The sequence below is a fragment of the Arthrobacter sp. P1_B4 genome, assembly GCF_056406555.1.
The window spans coordinates 106,353-130,199 of the sequence record NZ_JBFTZW010000001.1; the positions used below are offsets into that span (position 1 = coordinate 106,353).

A 23,847-nucleotide genomic window follows, 5' to 3' on the forward strand; every position below is an offset into this window, starting at 1 on the left:
ACCCGGCGGCTACTTGGCGCGCCGCGCCGGCCCGGCGACGAGCTTTGAGGGCAGCACCCGCGAAACCGAGGTCAGGACCTTGTAGCGCTTGCTGGGGATCGAGACGGCCTTGCCCTTGGCGTTGTCCGCCAGTCCCTCGCTGACCACCTGCCGGGCCTCGAGCCACATCCAGCGCGGCGTCGCCGTCTTGTCCATCCCCATCCGGTCGTGGAACTCGGTGTGGGTGAAGCCGGGGCACACGGCGGTGACCTTCACCCCGCGCGCCGCATAGGCCATGTTGGCCGAGCGCGAGAAACTCAGCAGCCAGGCCTTCGCTGCCGAATACGTGCCGCGGGGCAGGAAGGCCGCCACGCTGGCGACGTTGATGATCCTGCCGGACTGGCGCCCGAGCATGCCTTGCAGGGCGGCGTGGCTGAGCTCCATGGCGGTTTCGACATGGAGCTTCAGGTGTTTCTTCTCCTCGGCAATGTCGTTGTCCTCGAAGGGCCGCAATAGGCCGATTCCCGCGTTGTTGACCAGGATCTCCACCGGCCGCGCGGGGTCACTGAGGCGCGCGACGACGGCGGCAATCCCGCCGTCGTCGGTCAGGTCCGCGGCGATCGTCTCCGTCGCGGTCCCGTAGCTGTTCTCCAGCTCCGCCGCGGTGACCGCGAGGCGGCCGGCATCGCGGGCCACGAGCACCACGCGGTGGCCCTGCTCGGCGAGCTGGCGGGCGAACTCGGCGCCAAGGCCTGCCGTCGCGCCCGTGACCAGGGCTGTGCTGCCGGATGTAGAGGCTGTTTGAGGGTTCATAGCGACAGCCTAGTCTCGTCCCGGCTCAGGCCAGGGCCGTGTCTTGCGCCAGTTCGTCCCCTGCCGGGTCACCGTCATCGAGCAGGTGGCGGTTCTGAAGCTCTTCGGCCGCAAGCTCGTACCAGGTGTGCGCCCCGAAAGACGGGCTGCTGGTGTCGAGGTGGCGGTAGAGAGCGTCCGCGAGCCGGCACAGCGCCGTGTCGGACAGTGCCCGGACCGTGGCCACAGGATCCAGCGTTCCCTCGAAGTACTCCGAAAGCGCCAGCCCGTCGATGGAGCCAAGGTCGCTGGGGCCGCCGGTTTCCGCGGCCAGCGGGCTGTTGGCCTCCCCCAGCCCGGAGTCGGATCCGGAGCCGGGCCCGACGTCGAGCAGTCCGGCAGCTTCGCTGTCTCCGTTCCCGGCGACGGCGACCGGGGCCGGGCGGTAGTCGGTGTCGAGTTCGGCGAGGACTTCGGCGTCGGCGCCGACGTGCACAAGGCAGATTGGCAGCACCGCCGGCTCGTCGAGGGCGAAACGAAGCGGCCCGGCCTCTGCGGAGCCCACGGCATCGGGAGCGGGCAGGCGTCCGGCATCAGCGAGACGCCGGAGGTCCAGCAGCACCTCAGGGTCCAGGTGGGAGGCGCCGTGGAGGTCGATGACCACGGCGGCGCCCGGTTCGAGGCGGCAGGCGCGGCGCACGATGTGCAGGAGGGCTGCTGCGTCAGACTGCGTAACGCAGCCGGTAATTTCGAGGGTGACCTGTGCGGGATCGACGTCCACCCGGACAAGCACACGCAGTTTATGGTTCATGGGGTACTCCAAAGTCACCTGTCCAAGAGCCAACTGCATAACTCTGGTCAAACTTTACGAGGTTGGTCCGCTGCCCACAAGCGGGCAGGCCCATGACGCCGTTCCGGCCCCCGGGCCAGGCGCTCAGGCTCCCTCGGGGACCCGCTCCGGCCAGTCCACATACTGGTGGTACGACTCATGTTTGCGCAGGTAGCGGTACATGAACGGGCAATTCGGGATGATCCGCTTGCCGGAGGCAACCACGTCATCGAGGGCGAAGTGCGCCAGCACTTTGGCGAGCCCTTGGCCCTGAAACTGCTCTGCGGTATCCGTGTGGATAAAGTCGATATGGCCCGGCCTGTCGATGAAGCGCACCTGGACGGCCAGCTTGTCGCCGACACGGAGTTCGTAACGGTGCAGCTCGTCGTTCCGGGTGGTGGAGACGTCCGGGGTGAAGGTGTCTTCCGTGGTTGCCGAGTTCTCCGTCATGGTTCGACATTGGCACTTAATGGCGGGCGTGGCAATGGCGGTTCCGATCCGCCCTGCCCGTCAGGCGGCGTCGTGAGCCGAACCGGAATCCGGCCCAGGAGCACGACGGCCAGCGCGAAGCAGGCGGCGCCCCCGCCGAGGAGCCCGGGCGTGAGCCCGGTGAGCGCGGCGTTGACTGCCGGGACAAAAACGGCGACGGCGGCCAGCAGCACGGCGGCCGCCGGCCGGCTCGGCGACGGGCCGGGCGCCGTCGGCTGCTCCTCCAGCCTGCCAAACAATGCCACCACCGGCAGCAGCAGGGCGATGACGCCCAACAGCACCAGGGGCCGCCCCCACCACCAGGCCGCACTACCCCCGGGGGGCTGCGGGAAATCCGTCAGCAACAGCACACCGGACATCGCCGCCAGCAGGGGCAGATGCCACAGATAAACAGTCATGGACCGCCGGCCGGCCACGCCCATCATCCGGCGCACCCCGGCCACGGACGCGATCCGGGACAGCACCGGCCGGAAGAGCTGGAGGGCGGCGGCCTGCGAGATGCCCAGGAGCAGCAGCGTCACATTGGGCGGATTGAGGTTCACCAGCATGTTCCCGGAATACAGCCCCAGCAGGACTATCAACCCCAGCAGCATGTTGCTGGCAACCATGATGCTCAGGTGCGCCGGCCGGCTCGGCAGCAGCCGCGGGCCATCCGCCACGATGAATCCGAGCTGCTGCACGGCGCACCACAGGAACAGCATGTTCAGGTATGCCAACAGCGGCAGCACTCCCCGCAGGCAATCGACCGTCACCACCAGGGCGGTGAGGCCGGCGAAGGTCAGCCATGGCGCGCGGGTGTGGAGGGCCGCCAGCCAGGGAAGGTTGAGTTGCGCAGCGAGGTACGCGGCCAGGAACCACAGCGGCATGCCGGCTCCGCTGGTGAGCAGTTCGATGACCTGAGGGTCAACCCCTGCGAGGCGGGCCGCCGACAGGCCAACGAACATGACCGCCAGCAGGACGGCGGCCGGCCGGATCAGGCGCAGCAGCCGGGCCTGCATGAAATCGAAGGCATTGCCGCCCCTGGCGCGGAGCCGGCGCCAGGACTGCAGCCCGGTGATGCCTCCGGCCACAAAGAACAGCGGCATGATCTGGAAGACCCACACCACTGGTTCAAACCAGTGCTGATCGCCCAAGGTGTTCTCGGACGTCACGGTGCCGTCCGGGTGCAGGACGGGACTCACCATCATGGTGTGCGCGACCACCACCAATGCCAGGCAAAAGAAGCGGACAAGGTCGATCACCGGGTCTCGGTCCGGCGTCGGCGCCGGGTCGCCGGCTGGCCGCTGCTGCGCAAGCATGGCACCCCTCGGGAAGGCAGGCTGTGGTGCCATCATTGTCGGGCCGGGGCGCCCTGGCTGCCAGAGCAGTATGGCCCGGATGCGCGCCGGATGCGGGCCATACTGCTCTGGCAGTCACAGTGTCAGCGCGAGAGTGTGGCCAGGGCTGTGGCCGCGAAGGTCCTGGCCGAGGCATTCCACAGGCCCAGCAGTGCCTGGAGGTTCTCGCCGTCGGCCCGGTGGGCGGTGGTCTGTTCCTCAAGGACCGCCAGGACGCCGGTGCGCAGCTCGGTGTTGAAGTTGACCTTGCCCACGTTCATCGCGGCTGCCTTGACCAGTTCCTCGGCCGGAATGCCGGAGGCGCCGTGCAGGACCAGCGGGATCCGGGTCCGCACGGCGATGTCCTGCAGCACGTCCCAGCGCAGCCGGGGCTCGCCTTTGTACTTGCCATGGACATTGCCCACAGCCACGGCGAGCAGCTGCGCCCCGGTGCGGGCCACGAAGTCCTCCACCTGGGCGGAGTCGGTGAGCCCGGCGGGGGCGTCCGACTCCACATTGCCTGCGGCGTCGCCTGCGTTATCCGCGGCGTCGGTCCCGAAGGCCCGGTCCTCGTCGCCGGCGAGTCCGCCGAGTTCTGCTTCAATGACGACGTCGGCCCGGCCCTGCGCCGCCAGGGCCGCGCGGACGTTCCGGACCAGGTCGATGTTGTCCTCGTACGGCAGCGAGGACCCGTCGACCAGCACCGAGTCGGCCCCGGCACTGACGGCGTCGGCGATCACCTGCGGGTCGGTGGCATGATCCAGCTGCACCGCAATCGGCACCGAGGCTGCGTCGGCGAGTCCGCGCAGGGCGGCGATCAGCCGCAGCCCGTTGGGCGTTGCCGCGGTCTTCGGCGCGACCAGCAGGATGGCGCCCCGGCCGGATTCCTCGGCCGCCCCCACAACGGCGAGCGCGGTGGTGAAGTCGTAACAGGTGAACGCCGGAACGGCAGAGCCTTGCTGCAGGGCGCCGGTCACCAGGGTGTCCAGTTGGGTACGCATCAGGCGCTCAGTCCCCCCACCAGCATCCAGGCGACGAATGTCAGGGCGAAGCCTGCCAGTCCCAGCACGGTGGTGAGCACGGTCCAGGTCCTGAGGCCGTCGGCGACGGTCAGTCCGTAGTAGCGCACAACCACCCAGAAACCGGCGTCGGTCACGTGGGAGAGGCCGAGGGCGCCGAATCCGATGGCGATCACGATCACGGCGGTCTGCGCCGGCGTGTAGCCGCCGCCGGCGACGGCGGAGGAGAGCAGGCCGGCCGTGGTGACGATCGCGACGGTGGCCGAGCCTTGGGCTGCGCGGAGGGCGAGGGAGATGATGAAGCCAAGCAGCAGCAGCGGAACGCCAAGCGTGTCAAGGGATTCGGAGAGAGCCTTGCCGATTCCGCTCACCTGCAGGACGCTGCCGAACACGCCGCCTGCCGCAACAACCATCAGGATGGACGCGATCGGAGGCAGYGCGCCTTCGAAGATTTCGCCGGTTTCCGTCAGCGACCACTGCCGGCGGACGGCCAGGAGGAAGAAGCAGAGCGCGACGGCCACCAGCAGGGCGAAGACGGGGTTGCCCACGAACGCCGCGACGCCGTACCAGAAGTCGTTTTTGTCGATCACCAGGGTGCCGACGGTGCCGAGGAGGATCAGCACGATCGGGGTGGCGATGAGGAAGATGATCAGTCCCGGACGGGGCGGGGCGATGGCTTTGCTGCCCGGGCCCTCGTGGCCAACGCGGACCATGGTGGCGGAGCCGAACTCGTCCACCTGGGTTTTGACGGCCGGCAGCAGCTCGTAGGTCTTGCGGTTCATGATGGAGGCGACCCAGTAGGACAGGAAGCCCAGCGGCACGCAGATCGTCAGCGAGATCAGGGCGATCAGTCCGATGTCGGCGCCGAGCACGCCGGCACCGGCAACAATCCCCGGGTGCGGGGGCACGGCCACGTGGATGGCCAGCATGATGCCGGCCATGGGCAGGCCGAACTTCACCGGGTGGACGTTGGCGATTTTAGCGAAGGCGTAGACGACCGGCACCAGGACAATGATGCCGACCTCGAAGAACACCGGAATCGCGACCAGGAAACCGACTGCGGTGAGGGCCACGGCCACCCGGGTGGCGCCGAGTTTGGCGGTGAAGTGGTCGGCGAGGGACTGGACGCCGCCGGAGACCTCGATCATCCGCCCCAGGATCGCGCCGAGCGCAATCAGGAGGGCGACCTTGCCCATGGTGCCTCCCACCCCGGCGGCCACCACGGTGAACACATCCTTGAGCGGGATCTGCGCGGCCACGGCCACCAGGATGCTGACGGTCAGCAGGGCCACGAAGGCCTGGATCTTGAAGCGGATGATCATCACCAGCAGCAGGGCGACGCCGGCCGCCGCGATTGTCAGCAGCAGCGGAGTTCCCAGCTCCACGGCCGGCTTGATGACGGGCGCGTCGGCGGCGCGCACCATCAGGGAATTGAGCAGGGGGGTCATGAAGTGGTGTCTCCTTTGACAGGAAAGTCGCCCAACGAGTCAGTCGCCGGGAACAGTGGGGTGGGGACCCGGCGACGGCGGAGGGGGGACCGCCGTCGTCGGGGATGGGATGGCTGGCTAGGCGGTGCGCCTGGTGGGCGCGACGACCTTGATGACGGCGGAGTCGTCGGCGGCGGCGAGGCCCTGGGCCTGGCCGAGGAGGTAGAGCTGCTCGGCGGCGGCGGCCACCGGGGCGGCGAGGCCGGCGGCGCGGGTGGCCTTGCCGACGATCCCCATGTCCTTGACGAAGATGTCCAGCCGGCTGAGGACTTCGGCGCCGTCCTCGGTGTAGGCCTCCAGGATGCGCGGTCCGCGGTTGGAGAGCATGAAGGAGCCCGCTGCGCCGGCTTCGAGAGCGGCGAGGGTCTTGGCCTGGTCCAGGCCGAGGGCGTCGGCCAGGGCCATCGCCTCGGCGGCGGCGGCGATGTGGATGCCGCAGAGCAGCTGGTTGACGGTCTTGAGGGCCTGGCCGTCGCCGGGCTTGTCGCCGACCACGGTCAGGGTGGAGGCCAGCAGCTCAAGGGCCGGGCGGGCCTTTTTCCGGGCCTCGGGCGAGGCGCCCACCACGATCAGGAGGTCGCCCTCGCCGGCACGCTTGGGGCCGCCGGACAGCGGGGCATCAACCAGTTCGACGCCGTATTCGGCCAGGCGGTCGACGGTGGCCGGGATGGCCTCGGTGCCCACGGTGCTGCCCAGGATCACGACGGCGCCCGGCTTGAGCACGGAGGCCACGCCGTTCTCGCCGAACAGGACATCGCCCAGCTGTTCACCGTTGCGCACTGCCAGCAGCAACGCGTCGGCGCCTTTCGAGGCTTCCCGTGCGGAGGCGAAGGTGCGGATGCCGGCCTCTTCAGCCAGCTTCAGGCGCGGTTCGGCGATGTCGAAGCCGTGGACGGTGAGCTCGCTTGCCAGGCGCGTGGCCATGGGCAGGCCCATGGCGCCAAGGCCAAGGACGGTGATGGTGTAGTTGCTGGTCATGGTGTTCTCCATCGAATGACGTGTGGTGCTGGGCCCATACCGGCGGGGGGCCCTGCCTGAGGTTGTGAAGGCTGGGAGCCGGCGGGGATTAGAAGGTGTTGCTGAGCTTGCGCGTGACATCGGCGAGGGACTGGTCGTCGCCCACGTTGCCGGCGAAGACGATGTACGGGATGCCCTTGGCCGGTCCGTCCACCGGTTCCCACAGGCTGACGATGCCCGGCAGCATGGGCCCGCGGACTATCGCGTGCCGGATTTCCAGGCCGTGTGCGGCCACGTCCGAGGACGTGATGCCGCCCTTGGCGATCACGAAGCGGGGCGGGAAAGTCTTCAGCGTGCGGTTCACCACCGCGACGACGGCGGCGGAGACGGTGCGGGCGATTCGCAGGCTTTCGGCGGCGTCGGAGGTCTTGATCAGGAGCCGGCTCGTGTGCACGATCACGTCGCCGCCGCGGAGTGCAGCGACCACCGTGTCCACGGTTTCGTCCAGGTACTCCCCCGCGTTGTCGCCGAGGAGCTTCTCGACGTCGATCTCCACGATCCGGGCCGCGCTGTGCTGCTCGGTGAGGGCGTTGAGCTGGCGGGTGGTGACACCGACGTGCGAGCCGACCACGATCAGGCCGCCGGCTTCCGAGGGGGTATTGCCCGCATAGGCTTCCTCGCCGCTGAGTTCGGTGCGGATTTCCTGGCCGATCCGTGCCCGGACAAACGGCGGGCCCACGCGGTAGAGCAGCTTCTTGCCGCGGCTTTCCGCTTCTTCCAGGCCCAGGGCCAGCGCCCGTAAGTCGTTTTCGGTGACGATGTCCGCCACGATCGGAGTCGAATCCGTGGCGGCATCGATGGCATCGGCAATGGCCTTGGCGGAGATCATCGGATCGGCGGACGCCCGGATGATGTCCAGATCCAGCACGATCACCGAATCCGCGGGGAACCGGCCGTTCGACTTCTCCTCGACGTACTTGGCCATCTCCGAGTTGGCGAAGCCGAAGCTGGCGTCGCGGGCGAATTCGGTCTCGGCCACGGGGGTGAGCTGCCCGGCGTCCTTGCCTGTGCCGCGGGTGAAGTGCACGCCGCCGACCGTCACGCGGCCGGCGTCGGGGAACGCGGGAACGATCACGACGCCATCCGTCTTCTCGCCGTTGACGGCGGTGACGGTGGCGGCGATGACGTCCGGTTCGAGCGGGTAGTGTCCGCGGAGGGTGGAGTCGCTGCGGCTGACAAAGCTGAGCCGAAGCGCGGGTTCAGCGGACGCTGCGGCCGCGAGTGCGTTGCGGACGATCTCCTCGTTGCGGGCAGCCGCCTCGGCAGGGTCAAGGCTGCGGGTGTTGGTCAGCACGTAGACCGCGCGCTGGCGCTGGCCGTTGACTTCGTAGGCGAACGCCCAGGCAAAGTCCGCCACTTCCCAGCGGGTGAGGACCGGCAGGTTCGCCACGGACTGGGTGCCGGTGGGGTCGTCGTCGAGTACGACCAGGACACGGGGGGATGCCTCGGAGGAGGCGGCCACGCTGTCTGCCACCAGCCGGGCGGGGATCTGTACTTCCGCGGGGAAAGCGGCCAGCACGTCTGCTTCGAGGGGCACTATGCACTCCATTGTGTGTGGATCTGTCAGTGGAAAACTGCGGTTCTCCGCGAGCCGCAGCAGGAACAAAATGTAAGATGTCCGACATCTTGCATATGAATGCTAGTGTGGCATATGGCACAACGACGCGCAAGTAGACTTGGCCATCACGGAGCACGCCATCACGCAACAAGTCGCTGGACGGGGAGAATTGGCTAGGAAATCGCTGGTCGGCGTTGTGGCCGACGAACTGCTGGACCGGATTATTGGCGGCGAGTTTCCGCCCGGCGCGAGCGTCCCCGGCGAACTGGAGCTCAGCTCCCGGCACGAAGTCAGCCGCATGACCGTGCGCGAGGCCATGAAGACCCTTGAAGCCCAGCGGATCCTCAGCGTGGAACGCGGCCGGGGCACGTTCGTGAACCCGGTGAACCGCTGGGGATCCCTGGACGCCGTACTGCGGGCAGCCTCGGAGGGCACAAATGACGCCTCGGCCGCCATCCAGCTCATCGAGCTCCGGCGGATGCTGGAGACGGGCGCCTGCGAACTGGCTGCCGGGCGGATGTCGGACACGGACATCGAGGCCCTCCGCGCGCACGTCGACAGGATGCGGCTGGCCCACGAGAGGAATGATCTCGCGGCATTCGTGGAGGAAGACCTCGCTTTCCACGACCTCATCCTGCAGGCCTCGGAAAACGTCTTCGTCGCCGTGTTATTCGAACCCTTGCACCGCGTGCTGGAAAAACGGCGGACGGAAACTTCCAAGGTGCCGGAGATCCAGGAGCACGCCATCGGGCACCATCAGAACATCGCTGACGCCCTGGCCTCCCGCGACCCGCACCGCGCCCGCGACGCCATGGACGCCCACATGCAGCAGACCCTTGACGACCTGAAGACCTTCGTGCTGGCCGGCGGCCCCGCCTGACGCGGTCCCGCGCTTTGCCCGGATGATGAGCTCAGGCGAGTGAGAGGAAGAGCTTCTCGAGTTCGGCGCGGTCCAGGCTGGGGTCTTCCTGCTGCATGCACTGCTGCAGGCCCGTGGCAATGATGGAGAATCCAGCCTTGTCCAGGGCACTCGACACGGCCGCCAGCTGGGTCACGACGCTCTTGCAGTCACGGCCCTCCTCGATCATCCTGGTGACGGCCGCGAGCTGGCCCTGGGCGCGGCGAAGCCGGTTAATAACAGGCTTCATGTCAGTGGGATCGAGTTCCATTGGTTCCTCCGGTTCGATGCGTCAGGCTCCCCATTATACCCCCCTGAGTATTTCGCCTCCCGGGTGGCGGACGGCCAGGGGTGGCCGCCGCGGCCTCATGCCGCCCCGCTAGGGGCATAAGTACCTAGCGAGGCATGGAATATCGGCGTATTGCTGGTGATGTGAACGCCGCCAGGTTCCTAGAGCCGGACGCCGGCGGTACCGGCGTCAACCTCCCCGCCGCGGGGCCGTGGCATCCAGGGGATCAGAGCTCCGCACGCGGGCCTGCCGGTGACCTGCGTTCCCGGCCGTGGAGCCGGTATGTCGCCTTGGGCGACTCGTTCACGGCAGGCGTCGGCGACCCGGAACCGCTGAGCCCCGGGGGCATTCGGGGGTGGGCGGACCGCATCGCCGAGGAACTCGGCGAGGGCCGCCGCGAGTTCGGGTACGCAAACCTTGCCATCAGCGGCCTGGTCCTGCGCGAAATCCTCGACCAGCAACTCGGACCGGCCCTGAACCTGAAGCCTGACCTCGTCTCGCTCTCCGCCGGCGGGAACGATCTCGTGTTTCATCGCGGCGATCCGGACCGGATGGCCGCCGCCCTGGACGACGCCGTGGCAGCCCTCTCCGCCACCGGGGCCACGGTGGTCCTCTTCACCGGGCCGGACTGGGGCGAGACCGCCGTGTTCGGACACATCCGGGGGAAGGTCGCGGTATTCAACGAGAACATCCGTGTCATCGCCGCCCGGCATGATGTCGTCATCGCCGACTTGTGGGCCCTGCGGCAACTGAGCGATCCGCGGATGTGGGATCCGGACCGCCTGCACTTCTCGCCGCTGGGACACCACACCATTGCGGCCATGGTCCTGGACACGCTCAGCGTGCCACACCGCCTGCGGCCGCTGGAGCCGAAGCCGATGCCGCCGGGCAACTGGCGGGAGACCCGGGCCGGTGACCTGGCTTGGATGGCGCACTACATGCTGCCCTGGATGGTGAGCCGGATCAGGCCGCGCGCAGACGCCCCGCCCCGGCAGGCCAAACGCCCGCTGCCCGGACCGCCTCCCGGGGTCCCGGACTCCGGGCACAAACCCCTAGTCCGGCCGGGTTCGGTCGGCTAGTCTGCAGGAACGGCCCACAGCCGGGCATCGATGGCGATCACGAGGAGCGAAGTTGTCTAATCACACTTACAGCATTTCTGAAATTGTCGGAACCTCGAGCGAGGGCGTCGATGCGGCCGTCCGGAACGGCATCGCCGAGGCCGCCAAGACCCTCCGGAACCTTGACTGGTTCGAAGTCAAGGAGATCCGCGGCCACCTTGAAAACGGGCAGGTCGCCGACTGGCAGGTCACCATCAAGCTGGGGTTCCGCCTGGAGCGTTGACGCCAGACTCCGGAGCGGGCCGGCACGCACCGCCCCGCTCCGGAGAAACCCGCAACCCGTCAGGGCAGAGGAGGCCAGGGCGGAGAGGAAAACTTCATGCGCTATACGCATCTGGGCCGCTCCGGCCTGACAGTCTCGCGCCTTTGCCTGGGCACCATGAACTTTGGCCCGCAGACCGAGGAGACGCAGGCCTTCGCCATCCTGGACACCGCGCAGGCCGCCGGCATCAACTTCGTCGACACGGCCAATGTGTATGGCGGGTCCAGCCACCGCGGCTGGACGGAGGAGATAGTCGGCCGCTGGTTCGCCCAGGGGGGCGAGCGCCGCGAGCGCACGGTGCTTGCCACCAAGTTGTTCGGCACCATGACCGACCGGCCCAACGAGTCCAAACTCTCGGCACTGCACATCCGCCGGGCGCTGGACGCCAGCCTGAAACGGCTGCAGACGGACTACATCGATCTGTACCAGTTCCATCACGTGGACCGGAACACGCCTTGGGATGAGATCTGGCAGGCTATCGAGGTCGCCGTCCAGCAAGGCAAGATCCTATACTCCGGCAGCAGCAACTTCGCCGGCTGGCACATCGCCCGGGCCCAGGAAACCGCCGGCCGCCGCAACTACAACGGGCTGGTCAGCGAGCAGTCGATTTACAACCTGCTGACCCGGGACGTGGAACTGGAGGTCATCCCGGCCGCCCAGCAGTATGGCCTGGGGATCCTGCCATGGTCGCCGTTGCACGGCGGCCTGCTCGGCGGAGTGCTGAAGAAGGAGAACGACGGCGTCCGGCGCATCGCGGGCCGGGCCCTCGATGCGCTCAAGTCGCACCAGAAACAGATCCGGCGATACGAGGAATTCGCCGCCGAACTGGGTCAGGAACCCGCGGACGTGGCACTCGCGTGGCTGCTCCACCAGCCGGCAGTCACCGCTCCGATCATCGGCCCGCGTACCCTCGAGCAGCTCGAAGCCTCCGTCAGGGCGCACAAATTGAAGCTCGACACCGATGCGCTCAAGCGCCTCGACGAGATTTTCCCGGGCCACAGGACGGCTCCGGAAGACTACGCATGGTAGGGCGCAGTCGGCTGTTTTGGCACCCCGCCCGCCGAACCCACGGGTGTCGGGTGGCTCTTTGATACTAAGCATGATTAGTATTAGGGCAGAAGGATGTAGCGCACCCGGCAATCCGGGTGCCTCCTCTATGAAAGAAGAAGGAACGAAAAATGGGTTTTCTCGCATTTCTGATTCTGGGCCTCATCGCCGGCGCAATCGCTAAGGCCATCCTCCCGGGACGTCAGGGCGGTGGCATCATCATCACTCTGATCCTGGGCGTCGTCGGCGCCCTGCTCGGCGGATTCATTGGCAGCGCACTGTTCGGCGTGGGCATCAACGAGTTCTTCTCGCTGTCGACCTGGCTGCTGGCCATCGGCGGTGCGATCATCGTCCTGCTCGTTTACGGCATGATCAGCAAGCGCTCAGCCCGTTAACACGGAAGCTGACCGGAAACCGGCTCTGGGTTATTCCCGGGGCCGGTTTTTTGCACTATTTTGACAGCAAGGCGGCCTGCCGGCCGCATGGGCCGGCACTGCCACCCACCGTCCAGGAACTGTTCAACAACGTCTACTTTTCACCTACGTCAGGGAGCAGGAGCACAGCATGAAGGGCAAATTTCTTTTCGCCACCGGACTGGCAGCAGGGTACGTCTTGGGATCGCGGTCAGGCCGCGCAGCCTATGACAAGCTCAAGGCCAGGTCGGCAGAGCTCTGGCACAGCAAGCCGGTCCAGGACAAGGTGGCCGCGGCAGCAGAAACGGTCAAAGACAAAGCCCCCGAGGTCTCCGAGCATCTCGGCGAAGCCGCCCGCCGCGCCGGTACCGTCATAAGCTCCGCTGTCCACCGCGATGCCGGCCACGGAAGCACGTCCGCGGCCACGCCCGGAACGGCCACGCCCGGAAAACAGGGAGCAGCCACGCCCGGAACGCCGGCACCCGCGGCCAGCGATGTCCATTCCGACCCTGCGCTCACCGACCAGACCGGCCAGGACTGGTCGGACGAGGGCGGTGCCACCCCGGCGGGCCCGGCCACCAACGTGAACGAGGACAAACTGCCCTAGGGGTTCTTTGAGGGGCCACCGTCGCCGCCTCTGCCGGCTACCGCCCGCCGGAGGGCAGCAGCTCGCCGGCCACCACGGTGGCCCCCAGTTCCTCCGAGCGCAGCACCCGGGCCGCCAACCCGTGCCCGCGAAGGATTCCGGCCGTCTGCGCGGACTGCCGGCGGCTGGTCTCTATCAGCACGTGGCCGCCGGGCGCCAGCCACTGACGTGCGCCGGCGGCGACCCGCCGCTGCACCTGAAGCCCGTCGGCGCCGCCGTCGAGGCAGGCCCGCGGCTCGTGGACGCGCGCTTCCTGCGGCATGGTTTCGATGTCTGCCGAGGGAACGTAGGGGGCGTTGACGGCCAGCAGCCGGACCCGGCCCCGGAGGCCTGGCGGGAGGGGAGCATAGAGATCACCCTCGTGGACCTCCCCGCCCAGGGGCAGGACGTTGGTGCGTGCACAGGACACAGCCGCGGGGTCAATATCGGCGCAGTGGAGTTCGGCGGGGCCGGCGAGGGCCGCGAGCGCCGTACCGACAGCGCCGGACCCGCAGCACAAATCGACAACGACCGGCGCCGGGGCGTCCCCCCGCGCCATGCGGCTTGCGTCCAGCAGCGCAGCGGCCTGCCGGACAAGGAATTCCGTCCGGCGGCGGGGCACGAAGACTCCGGTGTCGACCGCGATGCGGAGTCCGCAGAATTCCGCCCAACCGAGAATGTGTTCAAGGGGAAGGCCTGCGACCCTCCGGCCGGCCATCCGTTCGAGCGCCTCCGGCGTCGGGGCCGCGTCGATCAGCAGACGGGCCTCGTCTTCGGCAAACACGCAGCCGGCTGAGCGGAGCCTGGCCGTGAGTATCTCGTGCGGGGAAAGATGGCGGACTACTGGCATGGGAGCGCCTTTCGGTCGGGTGTCAGACGCCCTCACCGTGAGCTGGCCGCGGCCGGCACTGCTGGGCGGGCATCCTTGCTGGACTTGCGTGAACGGGACCCACCTCCTTTACTGCAGTTGCTCGATTGCCCCATGCTACCGAAGCCGCCCGCGGCCAGCTGTGATTGGGTCTGCTGTGATTGGTCGGGGTTTTGCGGCGGCGGGTTGCGGCGGCGGATTGTGCCGCCTGCTTGGGATGCCTGCTTAGGATGCCTTGGCGGCGGCGGCTGGCAGGATGGCAGCATGGACTCCCTGCCTGCACACGATCTCGTCTGGACCGGCTCCTACACGGCAGATTCCGGCGGCCGCGGCACGGGGATCGGCGCGGTTGCCGCGGCGGCGGACGGCACAATGCGGTGGCTGGGTGTTGCGGCGCCGGCCGACTCGCCGTCCTTCCTGGCGGTCCACCCTTCTCTCCCCGTGCTCTATGCCGTGGCCGAGCAGGCCCGGACCGTCCGGGCCTACCGCCGGGCCGGCGCGTTTGGCCTGGAGCCCGCGGGCCCGGCGTGGCCGGCCGGTGACGCGGCCTGCCATGTCGCCGTCGAGCCTTCCGGCCGTTTCCTCGTTGTCTGCTGCTGGGGCGACGGCCAGGTGCTGTTCTATGAGCTCGACGCCGACGGCGGCATCGTTGACCGGACGGCCGGCGTCGAATCGCGAGACCCGTACGGCGAGGCTCCCGGCGGCGGCCCCGGCGAACGGGAAAAACGGCCGAGCCGCGCTCACGCGGCACTCATGCTGGCCGACGGCAGGGTGATGACCACCGACCTCGGCCACGACCTGCTGCGGATCTGGAGCGTCGGCTCCGGACCGGAGCGGGCTCTGGGCCCGGTCCTGGACCACGAGGTGGTCCTGCCTCGGGACAGCGGCCCCCGGCACCTGGTCCAACATCCGGGCGGCCACGTCTTTGTGGTGACCGAGTATTCAATCGAGGTGGCTGTGGCCGGGTTGTCGCCGGACTCCGGGGACTTCCGGCTCGCTTTCGTCGGGCCCGCCACCGCCGGCGGGGCGCAGCCGGATGATTCGGCGGCAGAGATCGCGTTGGCGGCCGACGGCAGGTACGCCTATGTGGGCGTCCGCGGTTCGAACCGGATCTGCGTGCTGGAGGTGGAGGCCGGGGGCGCGGCGCTGCGTCCGGTGGCCGACGTCCCCAGCGGCGGCAACTGGCCCCGGCACCACCTGATCCGCGACGGTTTGCTGCACGTCGCCCACGAACGCTCCGGCGACGTCGTGACCTTTTCTCTGGACGCGGCATCAGGGTTGCCGGGTATCCCTGCGGACCGGCTGCAGGTGGCCTCCCCCACCGCGCTGGTGCCGGCCCGGCCGCGGCCGGTGCACCGGGGGTGAGGAGCCGGTTCCCGGCTGACGCGGTGCTGCGGTGAAGAGCAGCCGGGTGAGAAGCGGGCGGCTGGGTCAGCAGGCCGCGGCAAGCTCCACAGCAGCCTGATCGGCGCCCTGTTCGCCACCATCCAGCTGGATCCCGCCCAACCGGTACCCGCTCTCCGGCTGAAACACGCTCTCCGCCTGGAACCCGTCGGCGAAGTGGAGTCCGTCCCCCAGCTGAATACCGCCGTCGAGCTGGAAGCCACACGGACAGCGCCACAGGGCCGGGAGATCGAGCGACGGGTCCGCGGGCCCGAACGAGTAGGAGGGCATCGCCGGCTCCGGCGAGGTCCACTGCATGGGTGCGCCGCAGTGCAGCGGGGCACCGGGCGGGAGCTCTGTCGCGGGGTCCCCGGTCAGGGTTGCGGATTCAGCCACGGCGCCTACTCTCGTTGAGATCTAAAAAACAAGTAGTAAGCATACATATAACTAGTTAAACGAGCTAGTTATGCCGCTCGGCGCCGATGGCCGCGCTCATCCGGCGGAGGAAAGTGATGACCACGCGGGCGTCCTCCGCGCTCATGGACTCTGCCACCTCCATCATGCGCCGGTGCATGTGTCCAAGCGTGGCGCGGACTTCGGAGTCCGTCGCCACCGTCGGCACGATCACAAGGGAGCGACGGTCCGTCGGGTGCGGCTCCCGCCGGACGTGCCCGCTTGCTACCAGCCGGTCGATCAGGGACGTTGTGGAAGCGGTGGTGATGCCCAGGACGCGGCTGAGATCCTTCGGACCAACCCGTTCGCCTGTCGCGTTGGCCCGCAGCAGGTAGCGCAAAGCCAGCAGGTCCGTCTCACCCATCCCCATCGAATCGCGGGTGGACCGCCTCGTCGCCACCTCCGAGATCCGATAGTCGCGGAGGGCCTGCAGGATCGCCGCCGGAGGATCCAGGCTGTCATCGGGGCCATACCAGTATCCGGAGGCGCCGTGGGAGTCCATCCGCCAAGCCTAGCGGAACTGGTAACTAGCCAGCCGTACAATCCGGGTGGTTGCAGCCACAGGGCTCCAGGGCCCCGGAGCCCTGGGGGCTGGGGCCCCGGCCCGCCAGGACAGGACCCCGGTGGCGGGCACAAAAAAACCCCGGCTTCCTGTTGCCAGGAAACCGGGGTTTTTCCACTCTTCGCTAAAAGAGTGGGCCCTGTGGGGATCGAACCCACGACCCACGGATTAAAAGTCCGATGCTCTACCAACTGAGCTAAAGGCCCCAGCCGAGAGCCCCGAACCAGCGGATAAATCCGCTGCTGCAGCGCGTTTCGGCCCAGTCCATTTCTGGACGTTAACACTGTACCCCAGACCCGGGCCAGCTTTTTTCACGTTGGCCGCACCGGCGTCGTCGGCCCCCTGCGTCTATGGCAGCAGCGCGCACCGATCCTCGATTCCCTTGCGGCACTGGAGTAGCGTGGGGGCATGAGCGAGCAAGCAGGATCAAGCGCCCCCGGCCCGCGGCACCACAAGCCGAAACCCTTCGCACCGATCGACTTTGAGCCTTTCGCCGGAGGGGCCGATCCTGCCCGCGTCTCGGAGGCGGCCCATCTGGCCGCGCAGGCTCTCGTGCGCCGCGGCCGGGACAGCGACGATCCTAAGGTCACCAAACGGCTCGTCAAACTCGCCGATGAGCAGGGCCTGGAAGCAATCGCCGAAATGTGGGCCGAAAGCCCCGCCCGGTCCCTCCCCGGCGCGCTGTGGCGCCTGTACGCCTTGCGGGCCGCCACCATCCAGGATCCCGAGCGGATCTCCGTCTACTTCAAGGCGGGCAAGGACACGGCCCAGGTTTCGCATGTGGTCGCCGGCGCGGCCGAACCGCCCGGCGCCGATGAGATGAAATCCATGGCGGACGCCATCCTCTCCGGGGCGTTCGACGGCGAATTCGACGTCGCCCTGGAACGCTCCGCAGCGTTCTGCCGCGTGGTGGCCCTGGGTCAGGCAACGCTTGCGGACAACGCCGAGCACAGCAACGAAAACCACGCCAGCAAACTCACCCGCAACTCGCATCTGCTCGTCAAGACGGCCGAGGACCTCGAGCACGCCGCCAACGCGTGGCGGCTGGGCGAACTGGACTGAGGGGCCAGCCGGGCCGGGCGGCAGGCGCCGGATGACGGGCCCGCAGCACCCAGGACACGCACGGCTCGGGCAGGCTGTCAATGTTGACTTGCATGAACCTACGTAGAAAACTAAAAGCGGTGCCGAACCGCGAAACCCCCGGGCTTCAACATTTAGCCGCCTAGAGCGGCCTACCGCCGAGAGGCGTATCCGGTTCGGCACCATTTTCATGCCTTCTTACCCTGATGTTCGCCCGGTTTTCACCTGCGCCGTCACACGCCGCGTCGGGCCGGGCCGGACCCGCCGCGGACGGTAAAGTGATGCGTATGCACTGGTCACCGTCAAGTCACACGGCCGGCCGACTCCACCCGCGAACCCCCTCCCGGAAGACCGGTGACACCACGTGAAGCTGCGCCTGTTCCCCCAGGAGTCCGCCGGACTGAACCTGCTCTCCCAGATGGCGCGCCAGATCGTGCTGGGGACCGGAACGCTCTCCGAGATCCTCGGCGCCCCGGCCAGCGAGCATGCCCGGCTGGTGGAGGACATGCACAACCACGAGGCCAAATCCGCGGAGCTGCACTTTGCCCTCCTGACCCACATGCGCACCAGCTTCGTGAACCCGCTGCCGCGCGAGGACATGTACACGCTGTCCCGGTTCCTCAACGAGGCCATGGAGAAGCTCGACGCCGCCGCCGAGCTCGTCTCCCTTTACAAGCTCGAACGGCTGCCCAGACGGGCCGCCGACCAGCTGGAGATCATCAGCCGCCAGGCCGAACTAACGGTCGATGCGATGCGGCGGCTGAACAATCTGGACGACCTCGAGGACTACTGGATCGAGATCCTGCGCCTGGCCAAGCGTGCCGAGCGCACGCACCGGGTCTGGGTCGCGGACATGCTCCACGAGATGAAGGCCATGCAGTACGCGCGCAACCGCGATGTCGCGAACCAGCTCGTGGAAGTCACGAAGGACATGCGCCGGATCGCCACCCAGGTGGGCAGCATCATCGTCAAGGAATCCTGACGTGGTGCTCTTCTTCCTTGCCCTGGTGCTGCTCTGCGCCGGGGCCTTTGCATTCCTCAACGGGTTCAGGGACGCGTCCTCGTCGGTGGCGCTGGCCGTGCGGACGCGCGCGCTGACCCCAACAGTGGCGGTGATTCTGGCCAGCCTGTTCAACTTCATCGGTGCCGGGCTGAGCGCCGCCCTGGCTCTGGCCGTCAGCCAGGCGTGGCTGTCGCTGCCGCCGGGCACAAACGGCCTGACGATTCTGCTGGCCGCGCTGCTGAGTGCCATCCTCTGGGGCGTCTACTTGTGGTGGCGCGGCATCCCCTCGTCCTCCACCCATGCCCTGGTCGGCGGGCTCGCCGGGGCGGGGGTCGCCAGCGTCGCCGTCGGCGGAAACCCCGTCATGGGCGTTGACGCCTCGCTCCTGTCCCAGGTGGTGCTCCCGCTGCTGATCTCACCGGTGATCGCCTATGCGGGGTCGTTCCTGCTGGTCTGGCCCGCGGGCTGGGCGGCCCGGTACACGCCGCCCAATGTCGTCAACACCCGCTCCCGGCGGGCCCAGGCCATTGCCGCGGGCGCCGTCGCCTTCGGGCACGGGCTGCAGGACGGCCAACGCACCAGCGCGGTGGTGATCCTGGCGCTGCTGGCGGCCGGGCTCTCCGACGGCGGTTCAGTGCCGGTGTGGGTGGCCCTGCTGACGGCCGTCTTGCTGTCGGCGGGAACCCTCGCGGGCGGGTGGCGGATTTCCTACACCATCGGCTACCGGCTGACCCGGGTCGATCCCCTGCGCGGATTCGTCGCGCAGATGTACAGTGCGGTGATGCTGTTGGTGGGCGCGATCGGGCTGCACTGGCCCGTCTCCACGACGCACACGGTGACGGCGGCAACCCTTGGCGCCGGCGCCAACCAGTGTTTCCCGGGCACCGACCGGCGGCTGGTGATCCGCATCCTGGTGTTCTGGGTAGCGACCCCGGTTGTCACCGCTGCCGCCGCGTTCGTCCTGCAGTTGGCGCTCTCGACGGTGGCCGGCCTGTAGCAGCCTGGTTATCCGAAGCGGCCGGAGACGTAGTCCTCGGTGGCCTTCTCGGTCGGGTTGCTGAAGATCGTGGGGGTGTCGCCGAACTCGATCAGCTTGCCCGGCTTGCCGGTGCCGGCAATGTTGAAGAAGGCCGTCTTGTCCGACACGCGGGCCGCCTGCTGCATGTTGTGCGTCACGATCACCACCGTGTACTGGTCCTTGAGCTCGTTGATGAGGTCCTCAATGGCCAGCGTCGAGATCGGGTCCAGGGCGGAGCAGGGCTCGTCCATGAGGATCACCTGGGGTTCAACGGCAATCGCGCGCGCAATGCACAGGCGCTGCTGCTGGCCGCCGGACAGCCCGGAGCCGGGCTTGGCCAGGCGGTCCTTGACCTCGTTCCACAGGTTGGCCCCCTGCAGGGACCGCTCCACCAGGACATCGGCCTCGCCCTTGGAGATCTTCGTGTTGTTCAGCTTCACGCCGGCCAGCACGTTGTCCCGGATGGACATGGTGGGGAACGGGTTGGGGCGCTGGAACACCATGCCGATCTGGGACCGGACGGTGACCGGGTCGACGCCGGGGCCGTACAGGTTGTCCCCGTCCAGCAGCACTTCGCCTTCAACCCTCGCGCCGGGAATGACCTCGTGCATGCGGTTCAGGGTGCGCAGGAAGGTGGACTTGCCGCAACCCGAGGGGCCGATGAAGGCCGTGACGGACTTGGCGTCGATGTTGATGTTGACGCCTTCGACGGCCAGGAATTTGCTGTAGTAGACGTTCAGGTCCTTGACGTCGATGCGCTTAGACATGGTGTTCCTTCACTTGCTGGAGGTAGGGGCGGCGGGCGCGGATGGCCTAGCGGCCTGTCTTGGGGGCGAAGATGCGGGCAATCAGGCGGGCGCCGAGGTTGAGCAGCATCACCAGGATGATGAGTACCAGGGCCGCGCCCCAGGCCCGCTGGGAGGACGGATCCGGGTTCGACGGCGAGGTGGGGTTCAGGATCTGGGTGTAGATGAAGGTCGGCAGGGAGGCCATCCAGCCGCTGAACACGTTGGTGTTGATGGTGGTCGCGAATCCGGCGGTGACCAGAATCGGCGCGGTTTCGCCGATCACGCGGGCGATCGCCAGGGTGATGCCGGACGCGATGCCGGAGATCGCCGTCGGGAGGACCACCTTGAGGATGGTCCGCCACTTGCGGACGCCGAGGGCGTAGGCGGCCTCGCGGAGTTCGTTGGGCACGATCTTGAGCATTTCCTCGCTGGAGCGGACCACCACCGGGATCATCAGCACCGACAGTGCGACGGCGGCGACGGCGCCGGTCTTGGTGCCCGGGCCGACCACCGCGAAGAACGCGGCGGCGGCGAACAGGCCTGCGACAATCGAGGGAATGCCGGTCATGACGTCCACGAAGAAGGTGATGGCCCGGGCCAGTGCGCGGTCCTCGCCGTATTCCACGAGGTAGATCGCGGTCAGCAGGCCCACGGGGACCGAGATGAGGGTGGCGAGCACCGTGATCAGCAAGGTGCCCATGAGCGCGTGGTAGATGCCGCCCAGCAGGGGGGCGCCTTCCTCCACCGTCTTGTTGTCGAAGGCGCCGGTGACCCCGTTCATGGAGGTGGTGAGGAAACCGGGATCCAGGAGCCCGGGGAGCCCATTGATCAGTACGGTCCAGATCACCGAGAACAGGGGCAGCAGGGCAACCAGGAAGGCCCCCACAACCAGGCAGGTGGCCAGCTTGTCCTTGGCTTTGCGGGCGCCTTCCACAACAAGGCTCCAGCCCACCAGGCCGGCGGCGAAGAGGATGGCGGAGACGATGCCCCAGCCGAAGGCATTGAAGCCGATCAGCGCGAGGATCGCCGCGCCGAGGATCAAGGCAACGGCCAGGACGATGTACGGCGCGGCCTTGGGCAGTTGGCCCCTGGTCAGCGCCGAGCGCTTGCGTACCGGAGTCAGGGTGGAGGTCATTTAGTTGGCTCCCGAGAATTCTTTGTGCCGGCTGATGATTCCCCGGGCAATCATGTTTACTCCGAGGGTAATGACGAACAGCACCAGGCCCGCGGCGATCAGCGTGTTGACCTTGATCCCGCTGGCCTCGGGGAAGTTCAGGGCGATTTCGGCGGCGATGGTCTGGTTGCCGGTCTGGATCAGGCTGGCGGTCAGGGCTCCGGAGGACAGCACCAGCGCGACGGCCATGGTCTCGCCGAGGGCCCGGCCCAGTCCCAGCATCACGGCGCTGATGATTCCCGGCCGGCCGAACGGCAGCACGGTCATCCGGATCATCTCCCAGCGGGTGGCCCCGAGCGCCAGCGCGGCCTCTTCGTGCAGCTTGGGGGTCTGCAGGAAGATTTCGCGGGTCAGGGAGGTGATGATCGGCAGGACCATGACGGCGAGCACGATTCCGGCCGTCAGGATGGTCTTGCCGGTGGCGGAGGCGGGGCCCTGGAAGATCGGCAGCCAGCCCATGTTCTCGGCCAGCCAGTTGTACGACGGCGAGATTTCCTTGGCCAGGAACGCGACGCCCCAGGCGCCGTAGACCACGGACGGGATGGCGGCGAGGAGGTCAATCACGTAACCCAGGCCGGAGGCGAGCTGGCGCGGCGCGAAGTGCGAAATGAACAGCGCGACGCCGATCGCGATCGGCGTCGCGATCACGAGAGCGATCACCGAGGCGATGAGGGTGCCGATGACGAGCGGCCAGATGTAGGTGAAGAATCCTTCGCCGCCCTGGATCTTGTCCGCCGGAGCCACGAGGGCGGGGAGCGCCTGGATCACGAGAAACAGTGCCACGCCGAAGAGCACGACGAGGATCAAACACCCTGCTGCCAAGGTGGCTGCGGAAAAGACTTTGTCACCGGCGTGGCCTGCGCCCCGGGACTTGGTCAGGGAGGTGGTGGTCACTTCACGGTCCTTCGGTTTGGATGGGATCCGGGCGCCGGGTGCGGAGGCCTCCGCGGCCGGTGCCCGGCAAATCTTGATGTATGGAACAAACGCGTCAGTTCCCTGCTCCATGGCGGCCGCCGGTGACGGCCGCCATGATGCAGGGAACCTTGATCAGGCCCGTGTTTCCACTATGCCCTTTTCCACTTCGCCTCGCGGCGCAGCGTATTCCTAGGCCTTGGCCTTGACGGAGTCGACGGCAGCCATTGCCTTGTCCTGGAGGGTCTTGGACAGCGGCGCCGACTTGGCGGCGTCGGCGGCGGCCTGCTGGCCCGCGTCGGAGGCGGCGTACTTGACGAAGGCCTTGACCAGGTCAGCGGTGGCCTGCGTGTCGTAGGTGGTGCAGACGATGTGGTAGGACACCAGGACGATCGGGTAGGCGCCCGCGGCCGTGGTGGTGCGGTCCAGCTTGATGGCGAGGTCGTTGGCGTTGCGGCCCTCGACCGGCTTGCCCTGGTCGACTGCCTTGGAAGCTGCCTCGGCGGAGATCTTCGTGAAGGAGTCGCCGACCTTGATCTGCGCGGTGCCGAGCTTGCCGCTGACAGCGGAGTCGTCGGCGTAGGTCACGGCGCCGGGGGTGTCGGTGACAGTCTTGACGACGCCGGAGGTGCCCTTGGCGTTCTCGCCCTTCAGGCTGGCGGGCCAGACGCCGGCTGCCTTGTCGGTCCACACGGTGGGGGCTACGGCGGACAGGTAGTCGGTGAAGTTGGTGGTGGTGCCCGAGTCATCGGAGCGGTTCACCGGGGTGACCTTGAGGTCCGGAAGCTGGACGCCCGGGTTCATGGCCGCGATGGCGGGGTCATTCCAGTTGGCGACCTCGCCGCGGAAGATCTTTGCGACGGTGGCGGCGTCGAGCTTCAGGTCCGTGATGCCAGGGACGTTGAAGGCGACGGCGATCGGGGAAATGTAGACCGGAATGTCAATGGCCCCGTCGGGACCACACTTTTCCTTGGAGCTGGCGAGTTCGTCATCCTTGAGGTAGGCATCGGAGCCGGCGAACTGGGCCGAGCCGTCGAGGATCGCCTTGCGTCCGGCGCCGGAACCGTCCGGGGAGTACTGCACAGTTGCGCCCTGGTTCGCGGTAGCGAAGTTGGTCTTCCAGACATCCATGGCTGCGCCCTGGGCGGAAGAACCGATGCCGGTCAGGGTGCCGGTGACCGCGGGACCCGAGGCGGACGGCGCGGCGGTCTGGGCCGTGTTGGTTGCGTTGTCCGAACCGCAGGCGGTCAGCGCAAGTGCGCCGACGGCGATTACAGCGATAGCCGCGTTGCGGCCGAAGCGGAGAGCCTTCACTGAGTTGTACCCCTTCCAGGGCTGTGAGTGCCGGGCCCGGAGAAGGCCCGCAGGGATGCGTACGGGTTTGTACCTTTACCGACCGTAAGTGGCCCAGGTGAAGAGAATTGCGGACCAAAGTGAACGGCCGGTGAACGACGCGGGACTATTGGCT

Annotated in this window: 26 protein-coding genes and 1 tRNA gene; 10 read left to right on the forward strand and 17 right to left on the reverse strand. The window is 67.8% G+C overall.

Annotated features, from left to right (window positions below):
• Window positions 1-9 precede the first annotated feature (9 nt).
• The 8 genes from AC1D1W_RS00515 to AC1D1W_RS00550 form a co-directional block, all read right to left on the reverse strand.
• Window positions 10-792, reverse strand: a complete 783-nt coding sequence (locus AC1D1W_RS00515) for an SDR family NAD(P)-dependent oxidoreductase (protein ID WP_243178347.1) — start codon at window positions 790-792, stop codon at window positions 10-12.
• 25 nt (window positions 793-817) lie between these two features.
• The gene (locus AC1D1W_RS00520; protein ID WP_243178346.1) at window positions 818-1,582 is read right to left on the reverse strand and encodes a hypothetical protein; all 765 of its coding nucleotides are present in this window, start codon (window positions 1,580-1,582) and stop codon (window positions 818-820) included.
• A 123-nt stretch (window positions 1,583-1,705) separates the two neighbouring features.
• The gene (locus tag AC1D1W_RS00525; protein ID WP_028276599.1) at window positions 1,706-2,050 is read right to left on the reverse strand and encodes a GNAT family N-acetyltransferase; all 345 of its coding nucleotides are present in this window, start codon (window positions 2,048-2,050) and stop codon (window positions 1,706-1,708) included.
• A complete protein-coding gene (locus AC1D1W_RS00530) occupies window positions 2,047-3,387 on the reverse strand; it encodes an acyltransferase family protein (RefSeq protein WP_476942677.1) in 1,341 nt (446 codons plus the stop codon). The genes AC1D1W_RS00525 and AC1D1W_RS00530 overlap by 4 nt, the downstream gene beginning before the upstream one ends.
• 122 nt (window positions 3,388-3,509) lie before the next feature.
• The gene (locus AC1D1W_RS00535; RefSeq protein ID WP_476942678.1) at window positions 3,510-4,406 is read right to left on the reverse strand and encodes a class II fructose-bisphosphate aldolase; all 897 of its coding nucleotides are present in this window, start codon (window positions 4,404-4,406) and stop codon (window positions 3,510-3,512) included.
• Complete coding sequence (locus AC1D1W_RS00540) at window positions 4,406-5,872, reverse strand: GntP family transporter (RefSeq protein ID WP_223914661.1); 1,467 nt, start codon at window positions 5,870-5,872, stop codon at window positions 4,406-4,408. The genes AC1D1W_RS00535 and AC1D1W_RS00540 overlap by 1 nt, the downstream gene beginning before the upstream one ends.
• Before the next feature lie 117 nt (window positions 5,873-5,989).
• Complete coding sequence (locus AC1D1W_RS00545) at window positions 5,990-6,889, reverse strand: NAD(P)-dependent oxidoreductase (RefSeq protein ID WP_476942679.1); 900 nt, start codon at window positions 6,887-6,889, stop codon at window positions 5,990-5,992.
• Window positions 6,890-6,977: 88 nt separating this feature from the next.
• Complete coding sequence (locus tag AC1D1W_RS00550) at window positions 6,978-8,465, reverse strand: four-carbon acid sugar kinase family protein (RefSeq protein ID WP_243178342.1); 1,488 nt, start codon at window positions 8,463-8,465, stop codon at window positions 6,978-6,980.
• A gap of 190 nt (window positions 8,466-8,655) precedes the next feature.
• Between AC1D1W_RS00550 and AC1D1W_RS00555 the strand changes: the two genes are divergently transcribed.
• Complete coding sequence (locus AC1D1W_RS00555; protein WP_028276604.1) at window positions 8,656-9,366, forward strand: FadR/GntR family transcriptional regulator; 711 nt, start codon at window positions 8,656-8,658, stop codon at window positions 9,364-9,366.
• Window positions 9,367-9,397: 31 nt separating this feature from the next.
• Here the strand turns inward: AC1D1W_RS00555 and AC1D1W_RS00560 are convergent, their stop codons facing one another.
• Window positions 9,398-9,655 (reverse strand): metal-sensitive transcriptional regulator, encoded by a 258-nt coding sequence (locus AC1D1W_RS00560; protein ID WP_018774886.1) that lies wholly within the window; start codon window positions 9,653-9,655, stop codon window positions 9,398-9,400.
• 134 nt (window positions 9,656-9,789) lie between these two features.
• On the opposite strand from AC1D1W_RS00560, the gene AC1D1W_RS00565 reads away from it, so the two are divergent.
• The 5 genes from AC1D1W_RS00565 (at window position 9,790) to AC1D1W_RS00585 (ending at window position 13,120) form a co-directional block, all read left to right on the forward strand.
• A complete protein-coding gene (locus AC1D1W_RS00565; RefSeq protein ID WP_476942680.1) occupies window positions 9,790-10,752 on the forward strand; it encodes an SGNH/GDSL hydrolase family protein in 963 nt (320 codons plus the stop codon).
• 52 nt (window positions 10,753-10,804) lie between these two features.
• Window positions 10,805-11,014: a dodecin gene (locus AC1D1W_RS00570; protein ID WP_243178340.1), complete on the forward strand. Its 210-nt coding sequence runs from the start codon at window positions 10,805-10,807 to the stop codon at window positions 11,012-11,014.
• A gap of 96 nt (window positions 11,015-11,110) precedes the next feature.
• Window positions 11,111-12,082, forward strand: coding sequence for an aldo/keto reductase (locus tag AC1D1W_RS00575; protein ID WP_243178339.1), 972 nt, complete (start codon window positions 11,111-11,113; stop codon window positions 12,080-12,082).
• A gap of 149 nt (window positions 12,083-12,231) precedes the next feature.
• On the forward strand, window positions 12,232-12,495 hold the full coding sequence (locus AC1D1W_RS00580; protein ID WP_018774889.1) for a GlsB/YeaQ/YmgE family stress response membrane protein: 264 nt from the start codon (window positions 12,232-12,234) through the stop codon (window positions 12,493-12,495).
• A 169-nt stretch (window positions 12,496-12,664) separates the two neighbouring features.
• A complete protein-coding gene (locus AC1D1W_RS00585) occupies window positions 12,665-13,120 on the forward strand; it encodes a hypothetical protein (RefSeq protein WP_243178338.1) in 456 nt (151 codons plus the stop codon).
• Between the two features lie 37 nt (window positions 13,121-13,157).
• Here AC1D1W_RS00585 and AC1D1W_RS00590 read toward each other — a convergent pair whose 3' ends face one another.
• Window positions 13,158-13,988 (reverse strand): putative protein N(5)-glutamine methyltransferase, encoded by an 831-nt coding sequence (locus AC1D1W_RS00590; protein WP_476942681.1) that lies wholly within the window; start codon window positions 13,986-13,988, stop codon window positions 13,158-13,160.
• A gap of 282 nt (window positions 13,989-14,270) precedes the next feature.
• On the opposite strand from AC1D1W_RS00590, the gene AC1D1W_RS00595 reads away from it, so the two are divergent.
• Window positions 14,271-15,371, forward strand: a complete 1,101-nt coding sequence (locus AC1D1W_RS00595; protein WP_476942682.1) for a lactonase family protein — start codon at window positions 14,271-14,273, stop codon at window positions 15,369-15,371.
• 66 nt (window positions 15,372-15,437) lie between these two features.
• Here AC1D1W_RS00595 and AC1D1W_RS00600 read toward each other — a convergent pair whose 3' ends face one another.
• The 3 genes from AC1D1W_RS00600 to AC1D1W_RS00610 all read right to left on the reverse strand — a co-directional run bounded on the left by AC1D1W_RS00600 (window position 15,438) and on the right by AC1D1W_RS00610 (window position 16,610).
• Complete coding sequence (locus AC1D1W_RS00600) at window positions 15,438-15,785, reverse strand: hypothetical protein (RefSeq protein WP_476942683.1); 348 nt, start codon at window positions 15,783-15,785, stop codon at window positions 15,438-15,440.
• Between the two features lie 64 nt (window positions 15,786-15,849).
• Window positions 15,850-16,344, reverse strand: a complete 495-nt coding sequence (locus AC1D1W_RS00605) for a MarR family winged helix-turn-helix transcriptional regulator (RefSeq protein WP_476942684.1) — start codon at window positions 16,342-16,344, stop codon at window positions 15,850-15,852.
• A gap of 193 nt (window positions 16,345-16,537) precedes the next feature.
• Window positions 16,538-16,610, reverse strand: a tRNA-Lys gene (locus AC1D1W_RS00610).
• Between the two features lie 202 nt (window positions 16,611-16,812).
• On the opposite strand from AC1D1W_RS00610, the gene AC1D1W_RS00615 reads away from it, so the two are divergent.
• From AC1D1W_RS00615 to AC1D1W_RS00625, 3 genes are all read left to right on the forward strand, one after another.
• Window positions 16,813-17,466 carry a hypothetical protein gene (locus AC1D1W_RS00615; protein WP_018774895.1) on the forward strand — a complete coding sequence of 218 codons (654 nt, stop codon included), beginning with the start codon at window positions 16,813-16,815 and terminating at the stop codon, window positions 17,464-17,466.
• Between the two features lie 382 nt (window positions 17,467-17,848).
• Window positions 17,849-18,466 (forward strand): DUF47 domain-containing protein, encoded by a 618-nt coding sequence (locus tag AC1D1W_RS00620; protein WP_028276610.1) that lies wholly within the window; start codon window positions 17,849-17,851, stop codon window positions 18,464-18,466.
• A gap of 1 nt (window position 18,467) precedes the next feature.
• Window positions 18,468-19,484 (forward strand): inorganic phosphate transporter, encoded by a 1,017-nt coding sequence (locus AC1D1W_RS00625; RefSeq protein ID WP_459383617.1) that lies wholly within the window; start codon window positions 18,468-18,470, stop codon window positions 19,482-19,484.
• A gap of 8 nt (window positions 19,485-19,492) precedes the next feature.
• Here AC1D1W_RS00625 and pstB read toward each other — a convergent pair whose 3' ends face one another.
• The 4 genes from pstB to pstS all read right to left on the reverse strand — a co-directional run bounded on the left by pstB (window position 19,493) and on the right by pstS (window position 23,693).
• Window positions 19,493-20,272, reverse strand: a complete 780-nt coding sequence (gene pstB, locus AC1D1W_RS00630) for a phosphate ABC transporter ATP-binding protein PstB (protein WP_018774898.1) — start codon at window positions 20,270-20,272, stop codon at window positions 19,493-19,495.
• Between the two features lie 46 nt (window positions 20,273-20,318).
• Window positions 20,319-21,428: a phosphate ABC transporter permease PstA gene (gene pstA / locus AC1D1W_RS00635; RefSeq protein ID WP_459383616.1), complete on the reverse strand. Its 1,110-nt coding sequence runs from the start codon at window positions 21,426-21,428 to the stop codon at window positions 20,319-20,321.
• Window positions 21,429-22,361, reverse strand: coding sequence for a phosphate ABC transporter permease subunit PstC (pstC, locus tag AC1D1W_RS00640; protein WP_243178331.1), 933 nt, complete (start codon window positions 22,359-22,361; stop codon window positions 21,429-21,431).
• 210 nt (window positions 22,362-22,571) lie between these two features.
• A complete protein-coding gene (gene pstS, locus AC1D1W_RS00645; protein WP_028276613.1) occupies window positions 22,572-23,693 on the reverse strand; it encodes a phosphate ABC transporter substrate-binding protein PstS in 1,122 nt (373 codons plus the stop codon).
• Window positions 23,694-23,847: the final 154 nt, after the last annotated feature.

Coding starts and splice junctions, on each gene's coding strand:
- AC1D1W_RS00515 (WP_243178347.1), bottom strand. CDS start 792: ATGAACCCTCAAACAGCCTCTACATCCGGCAGCACAGCCCTGGTCACG.
- AC1D1W_RS00520 (WP_243178346.1), bottom strand. CDS start 1,582: ATGAACCATAAACTGCGTGTGCTTGTCCGGGTGGACGTCGATCCCGCA.
- AC1D1W_RS00525 (WP_028276599.1), bottom strand. CDS start 2,050: ATGACGGAGAACTCGGCAACCACGGAAGACACCTTCACCCCGGACGTC.
- AC1D1W_RS00530 (WP_476942677.1), bottom strand. CDS start 3,387: ATGCTTGCGCAGCAGCGGCCAGCCGGCGACCCGGCGCCGACGCCGGAC.
- AC1D1W_RS00535 (WP_476942678.1), bottom strand. CDS start 4,406: ATGCGTACCCAACTGGACACCCTGGTGACCGGCGCCCTGCAGCAAGGC.
- AC1D1W_RS00545 (WP_476942679.1), bottom strand. CDS start 6,889: ATGACCAGCAACTACACCATCACCGTCCTTGGCCTTGGCGCCATGGGC.
- AC1D1W_RS00560 (WP_018774886.1), bottom strand. CDS start 9,655: ATGGAACTCGATCCCACTGACATGAAGCCTGTTATTAACCGGCTTCGC.
- AC1D1W_RS00565 (WP_476942680.1), top strand. CDS start 9,790: ATGGAATATCGGCGTATTGCTGGTGATGTGAACGCCGCCAGGTTCCTA.
- AC1D1W_RS00575 (WP_243178339.1), top strand. CDS start 11,111: ATGCGCTATACGCATCTGGGCCGCTCCGGCCTGACAGTCTCGCGCCTT.
- AC1D1W_RS00580 (WP_018774889.1), top strand. CDS start 12,232: ATGGGTTTTCTCGCATTTCTGATTCTGGGCCTCATCGCCGGCGCAATC.
- AC1D1W_RS00585 (WP_243178338.1), top strand. CDS start 12,665: ATGAAGGGCAAATTTCTTTTCGCCACCGGACTGGCAGCAGGGTACGTC.
- AC1D1W_RS00590 (WP_476942681.1), bottom strand. CDS start 13,988: ATGCCAGTAGTCCGCCATCTTTCCCCGCACGAGATACTCACGGCCAGG.
- AC1D1W_RS00595 (WP_476942682.1), top strand. CDS start 14,271: ATGGACTCCCTGCCTGCACACGATCTCGTCTGGACCGGCTCCTACACG.
- AC1D1W_RS00605 (WP_476942684.1), bottom strand. CDS start 16,344: ATGGACTCCCACGGCGCCTCCGGATACTGGTATGGCCCCGATGACAGC.
- AC1D1W_RS00615 (WP_018774895.1), top strand. CDS start 16,813: ATGAGCGAGCAAGCAGGATCAAGCGCCCCCGGCCCGCGGCACCACAAG.
- pstB (WP_018774898.1), bottom strand. CDS start 20,272: ATGTCTAAGCGCATCGACGTCAAGGACCTGAACGTCTACTACAGCAAA.
- pstA (WP_459383616.1), bottom strand. CDS start 21,428: ATGACCTCCACCCTGACTCCGGTACGCAAGCGCTCGGCGCTGACCAGG.